The organism is Luteimonas qiangzhengi (assembly GCF_039548515.1).
Lineage (GTDB): Bacteria > Pseudomonadota > Gammaproteobacteria > Xanthomonadales > Xanthomonadaceae > Luteimonas.
On sequence record NZ_JBCLVE010000008.1, the window covers coordinates 1 to 14,704 of the forward strand.

Consider the following 14,704-nt stretch of genomic DNA (forward strand, 5'->3'; position numbering starts at 1 on the left):
CTTCGCCGCGCCCGGATAACTGCCAATGGAGATGAGCACGCGTGCCAGCGAATGGCGCAGATCGTCGGCCAGCATCGGCGCATCGGCGAAGTCCTGCTGCAATCGGTCCAACGCATGCGACACGACATAGCGGTGCAGCAGGTCGCGGGCGATATCCGACGCCGGAATCCGGGCCGCCGCCCCGGAAAAATCTCCGCCACCGGTGGCATCTGGCTCATCGCCACCCGCGCGCACCAGCGCCTGCACGTTGGCTTCGACCATCGCATGGCCCATCGCATCAATGTCGACGCTTTCCAGCATCTGCTGCTGGAAATCCGCGATCCGCCCCAACTGCCACTGCCGCTCGCTGGCGATCCGCTCCTGCCGGCGGGCCTCCGAAAGCGCTGACAGCGACGCGAGCAGTCCGGCCAGCACGCAGGCGGATACCATGGCCCCCGCCGCCACCGGCAGGCGATGCCTGCGCAAGAACTTGCGTGCGGCCAGCAGCCGCCGGCGCCCCCCTGCCCGCGGCGGATAGTGCGTCAGCCAGCGCTTCAGGTCTTCCAGCAGTACGCTGACCGACGGGTAGCGCTCACCGCGACCTGGCTGCAGCGCCTTGGCCACGATGGCGTCCAGCCCGTCTTCCAGCTCACCCAGCAGCCGACGCGGGGTCGTGCCTCGCGCCGCCGCGGATGCCGCACGCTCCGCCTGCGGCAGGCTGCGCAGGACCCGGGACGGCGCGGCCGACAGTTCACCTTCGACCGTTTCCGGCTTGCTTGAGCACGCCAGCACGTGGAGCAGCGCGCCCAGCGAGTAGACGTCGGTGCGGACATCCACGTCCCCACCGCCGCCCATCTGTTCCGGGCTGGCATAGCCCACCGTCCCGCCGCTGTCCGTCACCCCGCCCTGCCCGGATCCATGCAGGGCAATGCCGAAATCGATGATCTTCGGCGTCGCCACGCCGTCCACGCTGCTCACCAGCACGTTCGACGGCTTGAGGTCGCGGTGGATCACGCCCTTCTGGTGCGCGTGCAGCACGCCCTCGCAGACAGTGGCCAGCAGTTCCACGCGCGCCCGCATCGACAACGCGTGGTGGTCGCACCAGCGGTCGATCGGCTCGCCGCGGATGTACTCCATCACCAGGTACGGGCGGCCATCGCCGTCGGCACCGGCATCGTGGATGTGGGCAATGGCCGGATGCTCCATGCGCGCCAGCACCCTGCATTCGTGGTCGAACAACACCCGGTGGCGCAGGTCGAGCGCGCCGACGCCCATCAGCTTGATCGCCACCTCGCGCTCGTACGCACCGTCGGCCCGGCAGCCCAGGTACACCTGGCCCATGCCACCCGCACCCAGCAGGCTGCGCGTTGCCCAGGGCCCGAACCGCTTGCCGGCGGGCAGCTCCGGTGCGCCCCCGGGCGCCATCGCCTCGGCGGCCAACCGCATCGGCGCGGCCAGCATCCGGGTTGCACCAGACTGGGCGCCCAGCATCGACAGCAGTTCTTCCAACAGCGCCGGATCATCCGAAGCCTTCGCACGCGCGAAGGCTTCCTGCTCATCGGCAGGCAGCTCAATGGCGCTGTCGAACAACCCCCTCAACCTCTGCCACCGCTCAGGGCTCCACATCGCCTTTGACTCCCCCGATGATCATGCAGCCACCGCACCCCGTCCAACCGGCTCAACGATAAACGAGGGACCACCGATGCCTGCGCCATAAAGCGCCGGGATCACTCCTGCACGGCAGCCGGATTCGGGCGGAACTCCTCCCGGGTATTATCCGGAAAAAAGAATGGAACTACCCTTCCAGGAACGCGTCAACGACGTTCCAGACCTTACCCCCGGTACTCAATGGGCTGCCATGGCTGGTGGCGAGTGACAGCAGACTGGCGGTCATCGGGTCCTTGCTTGAGAAAGCAAACCCCGTTTTCTCCAAGTATCCGGAGCCCCACTGCTTGAGGCTATCGACATAGGCACATGCATGGTCGAACTGCGACTGGCCGATGACCGAATTGTCATCCTTGAACATCTGCACGAAATGCATCTTGTCGCCAACAATCCCGCTGTTCAACGCAAGCACCGCCAGGACAGGAACCCTTAGCACGTGTCCCTTGAACCACTGATTGAAGGCAATCGGCTGCTTGTGCAGCGCGTTGTCCTCCGCGCGAACCGTCCAGAGCTGTCGTGCCTCGTGGAAAAAACCACGCATCTTCACAATCTCATAAATGCGCATTGCCGCTTTCCCCACTGCCTCGCAGATCGTGACAATGAGATTGAAGATCGCCGATGCGCCGGCAGCGGCAACATCAATGGCGAGCTTTGCCGTGCCTTTCAGGGTTTCATACATGCCTTCACCCACGCTCATCCACATCGCCTTGCGGATTGCCTCGACGATGGTGGCGGGATGGGCCTTCATCAAGACCACGCTACGCCCGCTCCACCACTCCCTGAACTTGGCGGCGCCGGCTTTCAGGGTCTTGGAAACGCCCTTGGCGATATCCAGGGCTCCGCTTACGAACGGCGCGATCGAAGTAAAAAAGTGCGCGATGAGTACGTCGCAGATCTTGCGCAGCATGCCGGGGATGGCACTTGCGGACAGTTCTATCGTGGCCGGATTCTCGATGGTCGCCATCAGCTTGCCTCCCAACCCACCGACTCCTTCGCAGATGGCTGCCCAGATCTTCTTCGCATAATCGTGCACTGCCTTCTTGATGATTTCCCAGGCGGCTCTCAGCGCGCCCGTCAGGGGCGGCGGCGCAGCGGGCTCTTGCACAAGTTTGTGGGACATGACTTCGCGCGGTTTCTCCCGGGTCACGATCCTGCTTTCAGCGTCCTCGGCAAGAACCGAAGCCGGCGTCTTGAGCTTTCCCAACACGTCCTTGGCCGTGCCCGCCCCCGAAAAATCCAGCGCGCCGGTAGCCACGTCCACGGCTCCACCCAACGCGATCTTGAACACGCTCTCGTCACAATCAAGGTTGGCGAAAAGATACAGAACCCCCAGACGGGTGTTTTCGAGCGTCGGTGCCATGAACTCCTGGGCACCAATGGCGACGTCGGTATCGCCCTTCCCCGAGAGCTGATTGTCCAACCGGGTAATCGCCATGTTCTTGTTGCGACTGCTGTTCCGCCAGGCCTCGCCTTCGCCCTTGGAATCTTTCCAGGCTTCGAATGCTTCCTTGATCGCATCCAGGCTCCACTGGGACTTGGCGATGGTATAGGCCTTTATCGCCGCGTCCAGCTTCTTCATCTGAGGACTACGTCCCGCGAATCTCCGGTGGGTCTGCTTTTCCCATTCGTTGTAATTGATTTCGGGCCACTTGGTCATTTTGATGGGTACCGTCCATATATGTTCGTGATGCGGGGCAGAAGCATGGATCGCCAGACCTCTTTGCCCCTGCTCTGCAGAAAACCGCTGGAAGCGGACAATTTTTCAGGAGAATCCGTACTGGAATTGGCCCGCACCAGTCGACACATGCACGCCATTCACTTCCCTGCCCGCGACCATCGCCTCAAGAAACTCCCGGCTCACCTCAGGCAGCATCGTGTTGGTCAGGATCGCGTCGATCATCCGCCCGCCCGATTCGCTTTCGGTGCAACGGCTGACCACCAGCTTCACCACGTCTTCGTCGTACTCGAACGGAATCCTGTACCTGGCCTCCACCCGCTTCTTGATCCGGTCGAGCTGTAGTACGACGATCTTGCCCAGCATCTCGTCGCTCAGCGGGTAGTACGGAATCGTCACCAACCTGCCCAGCAGCGCCGGCGGGAAGATCTTCAGCAGCGGGTCGCGCAGTGCCTTGCCCATGCCTTCCGGGTCCGGCATCAGCTCGGGGTCGGCGCACAGGCTGGAGATCACGTCGGTGCCGGCGTTCGTGGTGAGCAGAATCAGGGTGTTGCGGAAGTCGATCTTCCTGCCCTCACCGTCTTCCATCGCGCCCTTGTCGAAGACCTGGAAGAACAGCTCGTGCACGTCCGGGTGGGCCTTTTCGACCTCGTCCAGCAGCACCACCGAGTACGGCTTGCGCCGCACCGCCTCGGTCAGCACGCCGCCCTCGCCGTAGCCGACATAGCCCGGGGGCGCGCCCTTGAGCGAGGACACGGTATGCGCCTCCTGGTACTCGCTCATGTTGATGGTCACCAGGTTCTGCTCACCCCCGTACAGGGCCTCGGCCAGCGCCAGCGCGGTCTCGGTCTTGCCCACGCCCGAGGTGCCGGCGAGCATGAACACGCCGATTGGCTTGGACGGATTGTCGATGCCGGCGCGGCTGGTCTGGATGCGCCTGGCGATCATTTCCATGGCGTGGTCCTGGCCGATTACGCGCCGGCCAAGCAGCTCCGGCAGGCGCAGCACGGTGTCGATCTCGTTGCGGGCCATGCGGCCGACCGGGATGCCGGTCCAGTCGGCCACCACCGAGGCCACGGCCTGGTAGTCCACGGTGGGCAGGATCAGCGGATCCTCGCCCTGCAGGTCGGCCAGCTCCACCTGCACCTGCTGCAGCCGCTCGAGCAGCTGCGCGCGCGCGTCCGGATCCATGCCGGGCATGTCTCCAACGCCGTCGGCCTCAATGGCCGCCTCCTCTTCGGCAGCCGCTTCCAGATCGCTGCCGGTGCCTTCGATCGCCGCGCCGGCCCCGCGCAAGCTGCTGCGCAGCGCGAGCAATTCGTCCACCAGCGCCTTCTCCGACTCCCAGCGCTGCTGCAGGTCGGCCTGGCGTTCCTGCTCGGCCACCAGCGCGGCGCGGCATTCGGCCTCGCGCTCGACCACGGGAATGCCGATGGCCTGTTCGCGGACGATGATCGCCAGTTCGGTTTCCAGTGATTCGATCCGGCGCAGGCTGTCATCCACCTCGGCCGGGGTCGCGTGCAGGCTCACCGCCACCCGCGCGCATGCGGTGTCGAGCAGGCTCACCGACTTGTCCGGCAGCTGGCGCGCGGGAATGTAGCGGTGGCTGAGCTTGACCGCCGCCTCCAGCGCCTCGTCCAGGATCTGCACCTGGTGATGCTTTTCCATGGTGCTGGCCACGCCGCGCATCATCAGCACGGCCTTCACTTCGTCCGGCTCGTCGACAAGCACGGTCTGGAAGCGCCGGGTCAGGGCCGGGTCCTTCTCGATGTGCTTCTTGTACTCGGCCCAGGTGGTAGCACCCACGGTCCGGAGCACGCCGCGCGCGAGCGCAGGCTTGAGCAGGTTGGCGGCGTCGCCGGTGCCGGCCGCGCCGCCGGCGCCGACCAGGGTGTGGGTCTCGTCGACGAACAGGATGATCGGCTTCGGGCTGGCCTGGACCTCGTCGATCACCGCGCGCAGGCGCTGCTCGAACTCGCCCTTCATGCTGGCACCGGCCTGCAGCAGGCCCACGTCCAGCGAGCGCAGCTCAACGTCCTTGAGCGCGGGCGGCACGTCGCCGCGCACAATGCGCTGGGCGAAGCCTTCCACCACCGCGGTCTTGCCCACCCCGGCCTCGCCGACCAGGATCGGGTTGTTCTGGCGCCGGCGCATCAGGATGTCGACCACCTGCCGGATCTCGTCGTCGCGGCCGACGATCGGATCCAGCGTGCCGTCACGGGCCTGCGCGGTGAGGTCGGTAGTGAATTTCTTCAGCGCCTCCTGCTTGCCCATCGCCGCCGGGGCGATGGCGCCGCTGGCCTCGCCGGGCTCGCCGGCGCCGCCATCAACGCGGAAGCCGTCGTTGGCGGACTGGCCCTGCTCGGGCGAGCCGGCCACGATGGCGTCGAAGCCGTCACCCAGCGCCTCGGCCCTGACCTTGCCGAACTCGGCCGAGATCGCCCGCAGCGCATTGCGCAGGTGCGGCGTGCGCAGCGCGCCCACCACCAGGTAGCCCGTGCGCACCTGCACCTCGCCGAACATCAGCGTGGCGAACACCCAGCCTCGCTCCACCGCTTCCTCCAGGGTGCTGGACAGGTCCGAGATGGCGGTGGCCCCGCGCGGCAGGCGGTCCAGCGCATCGGTCACGTCGGCGGCGAGCTTGGACGGATTGAGTTCGAAGTGGCGCACGATGCGGTGCAGGTCCGAATCCTGCAGCTGCAAGATCTGGTGGATCCAGTGCACCAGTTCCACGTAGGGATTGCCGCGCAGCTTGCAGAACACGGTGGCGCCCTCGATGGCGCGATAGGCCACGGGGTTGAGCTTGCCGAACAGGGCATTGCGACTGATCTCAGCCATGATGGTCCTCGTTGATCGAACGGGTTGCTGTGGTGTGTGTCGTCGTCCCGCGACGCAGGTCCGGGCTGACGATCACGTCTTCGGCGTCGTCCAGGTCCCAGGCGCGCTGCCCCATCCAGGTATCCAGGCCCATGCGCCCGGCCTGGCCCAGCCGCGTGGTCGGGACCTGGTCGGCGTCGAGCACCAGCTGCACGTCCCAGGCCTTCTCGTCGCCGACCCAGGTGCGCACCAGCGCGGTCAGCTCACGCAGGGTTTCGCCCCCGGGCAGCAGGCGCTGGAAGGTTGCCCGGTCGAGTGGGCCAATGCGCAGGCGGAATCGCTGCTGGCAGCCGCGCACCATGGCCCCCATCACGCTGGTGCGGCCGAGCGTCGCGGCGCCGCCTTTTCCCAGGTGCAGATGTGCCTCATCCGGCAAGCGCATCCACTCGGCCACGAATTCGACCACCCGCACCGGCACCGCGAACGCCTGCTCCAGCAGACGGCACAGCCCCTCGGCGTTGCGCGCCGGCGAGAGCAGGCGTCCGGCGTGGCTGCGCGCGGCGCCGTGGCGCACGCCATCGGGCGCGGGCGCCCCGAACCGGTCCTGTCCCACCAACGCACCCACGTACATGCCGAATCGGTCCTCGTCGGCGCGGTCGGCCTGCACCGTCGGCTGCGCATCGGCCCAGGCGCGGTAGAACAGGCTCAGCATGCGGTGGTGGAAGATGTCGGCGAACGCGCTGAAGGTGTCGTCCCTGGAGTTGATGCGGCGGTCGATGGCGTACTCGGTCAGGTGCAGTGGCAAGGGACCGTTGGGTCCGAACAGCCCCATCACCACGCTGTCCAGGCGCGCCGGTTTGCCTTCTGCGGCGGGCCGGTAGCCTTCGATGCTGCGCGGCGCAAAGGCCAGCGAAGGGACGTGCCGCAGCCGGACCGGATCGTCCACTGGCCGGGTCGAGCGCCCCAGCCGCGGGCGCTGCGGATGCGCGCGCTCGATCAGCCGCAGCGCCTGGAACAGCTCGAACGCTTCCGGCCGCTCGCGCAGCGCCTGCTCGAAACCGGCAGGCGCCGGCGCTACAGGATCCGCCGCGTGCCCAGGCGTGTCGGCCATCGGGCCACCTCGTTGCGTTCCAGGGTGCGAAGGACGGTCTCGGTAAACGAATTGACCGAGGCGTAGCGGGCGAAGAAGTGCTGCATCACGGCGCCGAGCAGGTAGGCGCCGGTGCCTTCGAAGGCGCCGTCGTCACAGGTCAGGGCGACCTCCAGTCCGCGCCCGTAGGTGATCGGGCCGTCGACCGGGATCCGGCGCACGATCGGGCGCGAGGCGATCGACTTGATGCCTTCGATCTGGCGCTGCGCGGCGGCGTCGAACGGATCGCAGTACAGGCCCAGGACTTCGCGCAGCGCCATCGCGCCGTCCTGGTCGCCATCCTCGAACAGCGACAGGTAGTCGAACTGCAGGTGGCTGAGCAGCCGCCAGGCGGTCTCGCCGTTGGCCGTGCTCGCGCGCGGTCGGGTGGGACCGACGATGCACCGCGCCTGTGCCACCGGCAGGTCGGCATCGATGGTGAAGTCCGTCTTCGACTTGCCCACCGGCATGTGCAGCGGCAGGTCGCGGTTGGTGCACAGCAGGCGCATGCCGACTTGGCGCAGCCCGGTGGCCAGCGGCCTGTCCTGCCCGTCCACCAGTGAAAGGAACAGCTCGCTGCCGACATAGCTCGACCGCGCGCCCTCGCGGCGCTGGCGGCCGGACAGCAGCCGCGGCTCGCGGCGCACCGTGTAGCAGGCCGCCTGGCGCGAATGCCAGGTGCGCGCATCGCCGCCGTAGAACGGCAGGAATCGTTGCTCCGGCTCCTGGCGATCGCCGTAGCCTTCCACGTCGCTGATGCTGTGGATCTCGAAGTCCATCGGCCGGGTGCGGTCTGCCAGCACGTGGTATTCGGCCTGGCCCTGCTGCAGGTGGATGCGATCAGCTCGGCGCGGGAACAGGTTGATCGCCGGGGTGCAGAACAGGCGGAAATTGTCGGCGCTGACGGTGCGCGCCAGGCCGGTGACGCTGCGCCGCAGCAGCACCACGATCTCGAAGCTGGTGCCCTGGGCCCGCCGCAGGGTCTCGCGCATTCCCGCGAACTCGGCGAACAGGAAGCGCTCGGGGCAGGCGAAGTATTCCTGCAGCAGCCGATAGCCGCTGAACGAGCGGCCGTCGTAGGGCAGCAGTGCGTCTTCGTCATCGAAGCCGCGCGGCCGGATATGGCCCGCGTCGCGGAACCCGCTCACCGTGCCCTGCTTGCCGGTCGCGCGCACCAGGTAGCCTTCCGAATCGCCCAGGATCTGCTCGTACAGCCGCTTGGGCAGTTCGTCCGCACCGGCCACGAACACCGGCAGAGAATCCATCGCCAGCGCATCCACCTGCGCGCCGGCGCGGACCTCGAAGCGCAGCCGCAGCCCGGCCCGCACGCTGGTGCCCGCGGGCGCCTCGATGCCAGCCGCCGCCAGCGCCGCCGGCGTCTCGAAATAGCCGGCTTCCACCAGTTCGATCGGCCACAGCGACACCGGATGCGCGGTGCGGTACTCGCACGCGGTGCGTTCATCAACGCCCAGCAGGCTGCGCAGCGCGGTGTGCCGGGGCACGGCCTGGCCGGCCGCCAGGCCGGCGTCGGTCAGGTCCGGGTGCAGCTGCACCACCGCCATCGACGGCACCGGCTGCAGGTAGTGCGGGTACAGCATCTCCAGCAGGTGCTGGGTGAACACCGGGTACTGCGCGTCCAGCTTGAGCTGGACCCGGGCGGCCATGAACGCAAAGCCTTCCAGCAGCCGCTCCACGTAGGGATCGGCACACTCGAAGCCTTCCAGCCCCAGCCGGCCGGCTATCTTCGGATACTCGCGGGCAAACTCGGCGCCCATTTCGCGCACGTGCTGCAGCTCGCGGTTGTAGTAGGGCAGCAATCGCGGGTCCATGGCGGCTCAGCCGTAGCCCTCCGAAACGTCCAGCCGGCCGGTTTCCAGGTCGACCTCGGTCTTCAGGTACAGCTTCAGCGGCAGCGGCTGGGCCCACATCTCCGACTCGATGTCGAACACCAGCGCGCGGCGGTCCATGCGCTGGCCGTCGGCGCTCACCGTGACGCGCAGCGTGTGCGCCGTCAGCCGGGGCTCGAATGCCATCACCGCTTCGCGGATCCGCTGCTCCAGGCGGCCCGCGTCGACGTCGGCCAGCATCGCGCCGGCAAGGTCGGGAATCCCGTAGTTGAGCACCGAACGCGCAACGTGCGGAAAGGCGTCGAGCGGCCGGTCCGCCTCGGCGTGGGTGCAGTTGAGCAGCCAGGACAGATCACGGATCACGCACTCGCGCAGGCGCCCGGCTGCCATCACGCGCTTGTCGCGGCCTTCCTCCCGGTGGCCCGGCTCATCGTCCTCCAGCCGGTCGAGCAGCGATGGCTGCAGCCGCTCCTGTGGGGTCAGTTCGGCCACGGCGCAGCCCTCAGTCGCCGTCGAAGACGATCTCGCGCGTCTCCAGCAGCGGATGCTCGCCGGCGTCCGTCGCGAACATGCGCTGGCCCAGGCCGAGGAAGGTCTCCCCGTCCACCTGCGACCATTCGGTGGCACGCGCCAGCTGCAGCGCCCCGTTGCCGCTGCGTTCGCTGCCCGGATAGCGCACCGGCACGAACCCGGGCACCTCGCCGCCGTTGGTCCAGGTGATCGTCACCGGCGCCCACAGCGTGTCGCACAGCGCGCCAGGCGGATCCAGGCGCAACGCGCGGATACGGGTAAACGGTGCCCAGCCATAGCCGCCATTGACCACCAGTTCCAGGCACGGACCAAAACGCGGATCCGCATCGGCCAGCCACTCGAACCGCTCCCCGTCGATGCTGCCGGCAACCGCCGGCGCCTGCTCGAAGGCCTGTCCGCGCAGCGCCGCAGCCTGCGCGTGCTCACCGGCCGTGGAATGGCGCAGCGCCTGCAGCAGCAGGGCCAGCCAGGGTTCCGGCTCACCGATGACGGTGGGCAGTTGCCCGCCGCCGAACACCTCCCGGCGGTCGAGCTCAGTTTCCAGAAGCGCCTGGTAGCCGGCCACCAGCACCATGTTGGACGCGTCCAGCTTCCCCGCCGTTTCGAGCTGCGCGGCGGCCCGCTCCCACTGCCCGGAAGCCGCCAGCAGCTGGAACAGGAACACCCGCTGCGCAGCGTCCGCGGGATTGCCGCGGACCTGCGTGGCAAGGGCTTCCAGCGCTTCTTCCAGCCGGCCTGCCCTGAGCAGGCCCTCGGCCGGCGTCGGCGCCAGTGTTCCCCCGGTGGCGGATACCTGGAACGACATGTCGCCGGCTCAGGCTGCCGCCGTGGCCTGGATGTCGTAAGTGAAGTCCTTGGTGGCCCCGTCCTTGGCACCATCGGGCTTCTGCGGCTGGAAGGCGTACTTGAACTTGCCGAAGTGCAGAGTAATGTTCTCCGTCAGCCTGTCCTCGCCACCCGATCCACCGGTCGACACCGAAGTGACCAGGATCCCGTTGCTCAACTCGATCGTCAGGTAGTCGGTCTGCTCACCGGTGGCATTGGTCACATACAACCAGGCTTTCTCCAGACGCGATCCAGTGCTGCATGCCTGCAGCAGCGCGTGCGAGCTCGCATCGATGTACTTGGTGAACGAGATGTCCTGCACGTTCGCCTTGCCACCGCCACCAGTGCTGGCATGGTGCAGGTCGCCCGTGTTGGACACGCCCCATGACCAGGCCAGCAGCGGAATTTCACCCTTGTGCTTGCTGTGCTCGGATGAGCCGTCGATCTTGACCTTCCCACCCTCGAACTTGATATGCATGTCAAACGCCATGACGTTCCTTCCTCTGTTTTAAGTTGATCTTCTGAATCAGCCGGACCGATCAGACCTTGGCCTCTGACGGCAGCCGTGACACCAGGCGCAGGGACACGGTCAGCCCCTCCAGCTGGTAATGCGGCTTGAGATAGAACTTGGAGCTGTAGTACCCGGGGGCACCTTCAACTTCTTCCACCACGACCTCTGCCGCCGCCAGCGGCTTGCGCGCCTTGGTTTCCTCGCTGGAATTGGCCGGATCGCCATCCACGTAGTTCAGGACCCAATCGTTGAGCCAACTCTGGACCTGCTCACGGCTGCTGAAGGAACCGATCTTGTCGCGCACGATGCACTTGAGGTAATGCGCAAACCGGCTGCAGGCAAACATGTACGGCAGGCGCGCGCCGAGCGCGGCGTTGGCCGTGGCCTCCGGGTCGTCGAACTCCTCCGACCGGTGCAACGACTGGGCGCTGATGAAGGCCGCCATGTCGGAATTCTTGCGGTGCACCAGCGGCATCAGGCCCATCTTGTCGAGCTCGGCGGAGCGGCGGTCGGTGATCGCCACCTCGGTCGGGCACTTCATGTCCACGCCGCCGTCGTCGGTCGGGAAGGTATGGGCATGCAAGCCCTGCACGGCGCCGCCCGATTCGATACCGCGGATCCGCGAACACCAGCCGTACTCCTTGAACGAACGGTTGATGTTGACCGCCATGGCGTAGGCCGCGTTCTGCCAGGTGTACTTCGACGAATCGGCGCCGGCCGTGTCCTCCTCGAAATCAAACTCCTCCACCGGGTCGGTCTTGGCCCCGTATGGCAGTCGCGACAGCGTGCGCGGCATCGCCAACGCCACGTATTTGGAATCGTCCGACTCTCGCAGCGAACGCCAGCCGGCGTAGTCCGGGGTAGAGAAGATCTTGGCCAGGTCCCGCGGATTGGAGAGCTCGTTCCAGCTGTCCATGCCCATCAGACTGGCGCCAGAGGAGGCGATGAACGGTGCGTGCGAAGCCGCCGAAACCTGGGCAATCCCGCGCAGCATTTCCACGTCCGGAGGGCTGTGGTCGAACTCGTAGTCGCCCACCAGGCAGCCGTAAGGCTCGCCGCCAAGCTGGCCGTATTCTTCCTCGTAGACTTTCTTGAAGATCGGGCTCTGGTCCCAGGCGATGCCCTTGTAGCGCTTGAGCACCTTGCCCAGGTCCTTCTTGGAAATGTTGAACACCCGCAGCTTGAGCTGCTGGTCGGTCTCGGTGTTGTTGACCAGGTAGTGCAGCCCGCGCCAGGCGCCTTCGAGCTTCTGCATCTCCGGGTGGTGGAGGATGTGGTTGATCTGTTCGCTCAGCTTGCGGTCGATCTCGGCGATGTAGGCCTTGATCGTTTCCGCCACGTCCTCGGACACCACGTCGGCGCGGCTAAGCACCTGCTCGGCAAGGGTGCGGACCGCGGCTTGGACTTCATCGCGCGCTCGATCGCCCTTGGGCTTGAACTCTTTCTGCAGCAACGAGGCGAATTCACCCGGATCCAGCTCCTGGGCTTCCGCCGTACCTGTTTCGGCCAGTTTCTCGGTCACCATCTCGCTTACTCCTCGTCGCCGTCGGACTTGGGCGCGGACACCAGGGCCTGCAGCAGCGCGGGATCGCGGATCGCCTGCGCGACCAGCTTCTCCGCGCCGGCCTTGCCGTCCATGTAGGTATCCAGGTTCGCCAGCTGGGTGCGCGCTTCCAGCAACCTGGCCAGCGGCTCGACCTTGCGAGCGATGGCCGCCGGCGAGAAGTCGTCCATGCTTTCGAAGGTGACATCCACGCTGAGGTCGCCCTCGCCGGTGAGCGTGTTGGGCACCTGGAAGGCGGCGCGCGGCTTCATCGACTGCAGCCGTCCGTCGAAGTTGTCGACGTCGATCTCCAGCGCCTTGCGTTCCTCCACCGGGGGAAGGTCGCCAGCGTTGGCGCCGGACAGGTCCGACATCACGCCCATCACGAACGGGATCTGGACTTTCTTCTGCGCGCCGTAAAGCTCGACGTCGTACTCGATCTGCACCCGCGGCGCCCGATTGCGCGCGATGAACTTCTGGCTGCTTGACATGCGTTGGCCCTCCCCACGTGGCGGCGATGAAGGGCGAGTCTAGGAGCGGCCGGAGCGGCCAACCCGACGTTTCGTCTCAGCTTTGGCTGGGCAACGGCCCATCGCAGGGCCGCCCGGGCGGTCGCAGGACAGACAAAAGAACGGTCAGCACACAGATTCACGGATCCGATGAGGGGATCCGTGTCCGATTTACGGACTTGTTTCTTGAGAGGCCCAGAAATTCTGGCGGGCGCAAAAAGCCCGAGAACCTCTCCTGATCATTTTGGGAGACAAGTGATGCAACAGTGCTTCAGCGACGTGGTCCGGAACTGGAAGCCGGGATCCAGCCACGCACCCTGCCGGCAGCCCGCCTCGGAGGGCAGCGACGCGCGATTGATGGAAGTGGTGTCCTATATCGAGGAACACCTGGACGACCCGGATCTTGGTGTGGACCGCCTGCAGTCGGAGTTCTGCGTGTCCCGGGCGACGCTCTACCGCATGTTCAGCGAAATCGACGGGGTGGCGCGCTTCATCCGTCGGCAACGCCTGGTCGCGGCGCGCCAGCACCTACGCCGGCATCCGGAACTGGCCATCACCTGGCTGCTGTACGAAGTCGGGTTCGGATCCGAACGCCAGTTCCAGCGCGCGTTCCAGGCCGAGTTCGGCATCTCGCCTTCGGAATGGCGCGAGCGCTGCAAGGCGGCACAGGTCGCATCACCATACGAGAAGGCCTGCAAGCCTTCACCCTATTCCGCCTTTGCCACCCGGAGCGCGAAGGCGTAATGACCGGAAACGTTGCCCCCGCCAAGGCGGGGGCAACGTCGATCAATCAGCGCTGGTGGCTGACCTCGATCTCCACCCGACGATCCGGTCGCAGACAGTCGATCAGCTGGTTGCGCGAGAGGCCTGCATCACAGCTGGTCACCGGCTGCGTCGAGCCGCGGCCATAGGCGGTGACGCTGGACGCCGGAATGCCTTCCTGTACCAGCAGCTGCTTGACTGTTTCGGCACGACGCTCGGACAGACCCTGGTTGTAGTCCGGGTTGCCCAGACGGTCAGCATGGCCCACCACGGTCAGGCGCACGGTGGCATCCGAGCGCAGGCTCGCGGCCAACTCCGCTACTTCACTGCGTCCTTGCGGCAGCATGTCCTGCACCCCGGAACGATCGAAGTGGAACAGCGCATCCGCCGAAAGCGTATGCACGACCGGGACCGGCACCGGTGCCACCTCGGGCTCGGGCTGGGCGTTGAGCACGTCCAGGCAGGCCGGGCCATCCCAGTGGATGGTGTCCACCAGGTAGCGACGGTCTTCGCGCTCGAAGTTCAGCTGGTACTGGCAGGTCACGTGGGTGTCCACGCCAGTGCGGAAGTTGAATACGTAGTTCCAGCGCGACACGCCGCCAATACCCTCACTGAAGTGGGGATTGCCCAGCAGCGACCGGATCTGGTTCTTGCTCATCCCGCGCCCGATCTGGCGCAGGTTGTCGACGTTGACGAAATCACCGCCGCGCAGCCAGGCGCGGTCCATATCCGGAAATTCGGTTCCACCCACCACGCCCTGGATGGGCACATCGGCCCCGGCGGGGACCACCAGGTCCGTTGCGTGCAACGCAGCGGCGCACAGCGGCAGCAAGGCAAGGGCCAGCGACCGGCAGATCATGTTCCTGTGTGACATGTATGTCATTCCTCTAGATTCGAATCCTGCGGGTGGC

Annotated in this window: 12 protein-coding genes; 1 reads left to right on the forward strand and 11 read right to left on the reverse strand. The window is 66.4% G+C overall.

Annotated elements, in window-relative coordinates; translation table 11 throughout:
• The 10 genes from WCE59_RS06750 to tssB form a co-directional block, all read right to left on the reverse strand.
• Positions 1–1,569 (reverse strand): serine/threonine protein kinase (locus WCE59_RS06750; protein WP_343257977.1); only part of this gene is annotated, 1,569 nt, incomplete at its 3' end.
• A gap of 205 nt (positions 1,570–1,774) precedes the next feature.
• On the reverse strand, positions 1,775–3,301 hold the full coding sequence (locus tag WCE59_RS06755) for a hypothetical protein (RefSeq protein ID WP_343257978.1): 1,527 nt from the start codon (positions 3,299–3,301) through the stop codon (positions 1,775–1,777).
• Between the two features lie 105 nt (positions 3,302–3,406).
• The gene (gene tssH / locus WCE59_RS06760) at positions 3,407–6,157 is read right to left on the reverse strand and encodes a type VI secretion system ATPase TssH (protein WP_343257979.1); all 2,751 of its coding nucleotides are present in this window, start codon (positions 6,155–6,157) and stop codon (positions 3,407–3,409) included.
• On the reverse strand, positions 6,150–7,247 hold the full coding sequence (tssG, locus tag WCE59_RS06765; RefSeq protein WP_343257980.1) for a type VI secretion system baseplate subunit TssG: 1,098 nt from the start codon (positions 7,245–7,247) through the stop codon (positions 6,150–6,152). Before tssG ends, tssH begins: the two co-directional genes overlap by 8 nt.
• Positions 7,211–9,094, reverse strand: a complete 1,884-nt coding sequence (gene tssF / locus WCE59_RS06770) for a type VI secretion system baseplate subunit TssF (RefSeq protein WP_343257981.1) — start codon at positions 9,092–9,094, stop codon at positions 7,211–7,213. Before tssF ends, tssG begins: the two co-directional genes overlap by 37 nt.
• A gap of 6 nt (positions 9,095–9,100) precedes the next feature.
• Entirely contained in the window at positions 9,101–9,604 is a 504-nt protein-coding gene (gene tssE / locus WCE59_RS06775; RefSeq protein WP_343257982.1) for a type VI secretion system baseplate subunit TssE, read from the reverse strand.
• Positions 9,605–9,614: 10 nt separating this feature from the next.
• A complete protein-coding gene (locus WCE59_RS06780; RefSeq protein WP_343257983.1) occupies positions 9,615–10,448 on the reverse strand; it encodes a type VI secretion system accessory protein TagJ in 834 nt (277 codons plus the stop codon).
• A gap of 9 nt (positions 10,449–10,457) precedes the next feature.
• A complete protein-coding gene (locus WCE59_RS06785) occupies positions 10,458–10,958 on the reverse strand; it encodes an Hcp family type VI secretion system effector (protein WP_343257984.1) in 501 nt (166 codons plus the stop codon).
• 49 nt (positions 10,959–11,007) lie between these two features.
• Positions 11,008–12,504 carry a type VI secretion system contractile sheath large subunit gene (tssC, locus tag WCE59_RS06790; protein ID WP_343257985.1) on the reverse strand — a complete coding sequence of 499 codons (1,497 nt, stop codon included), beginning with the start codon at positions 12,502–12,504 and terminating at the stop codon, positions 11,008–11,010.
• Positions 12,505–12,509: 5 nt separating this feature from the next.
• The gene (gene tssB, locus WCE59_RS06795) at positions 12,510–13,013 is read right to left on the reverse strand and encodes a type VI secretion system contractile sheath small subunit (RefSeq protein ID WP_343257986.1); all 504 of its coding nucleotides are present in this window, start codon (positions 13,011–13,013) and stop codon (positions 12,510–12,512) included.
• A gap of 276 nt (positions 13,014–13,289) precedes the next feature.
• Between tssB and WCE59_RS06800 the strand changes: the two genes are divergently transcribed.
• The gene (locus WCE59_RS06800) at positions 13,290–13,775 is read left to right on the forward strand and encodes an AraC family transcriptional regulator (RefSeq protein WP_343257987.1); all 486 of its coding nucleotides are present in this window, start codon (positions 13,290–13,292) and stop codon (positions 13,773–13,775) included.
• A gap of 46 nt (positions 13,776–13,821) precedes the next feature.
• Here the strand turns inward: WCE59_RS06800 and WCE59_RS06805 are convergent, their stop codons facing one another.
• Entirely contained in the window at positions 13,822–14,667 is an 846-nt protein-coding gene (locus WCE59_RS06805) for an OmpA family protein (protein WP_343257988.1), read from the reverse strand.
• Between the last annotated feature and the right edge of the window lie 37 nt (positions 14,668–14,704).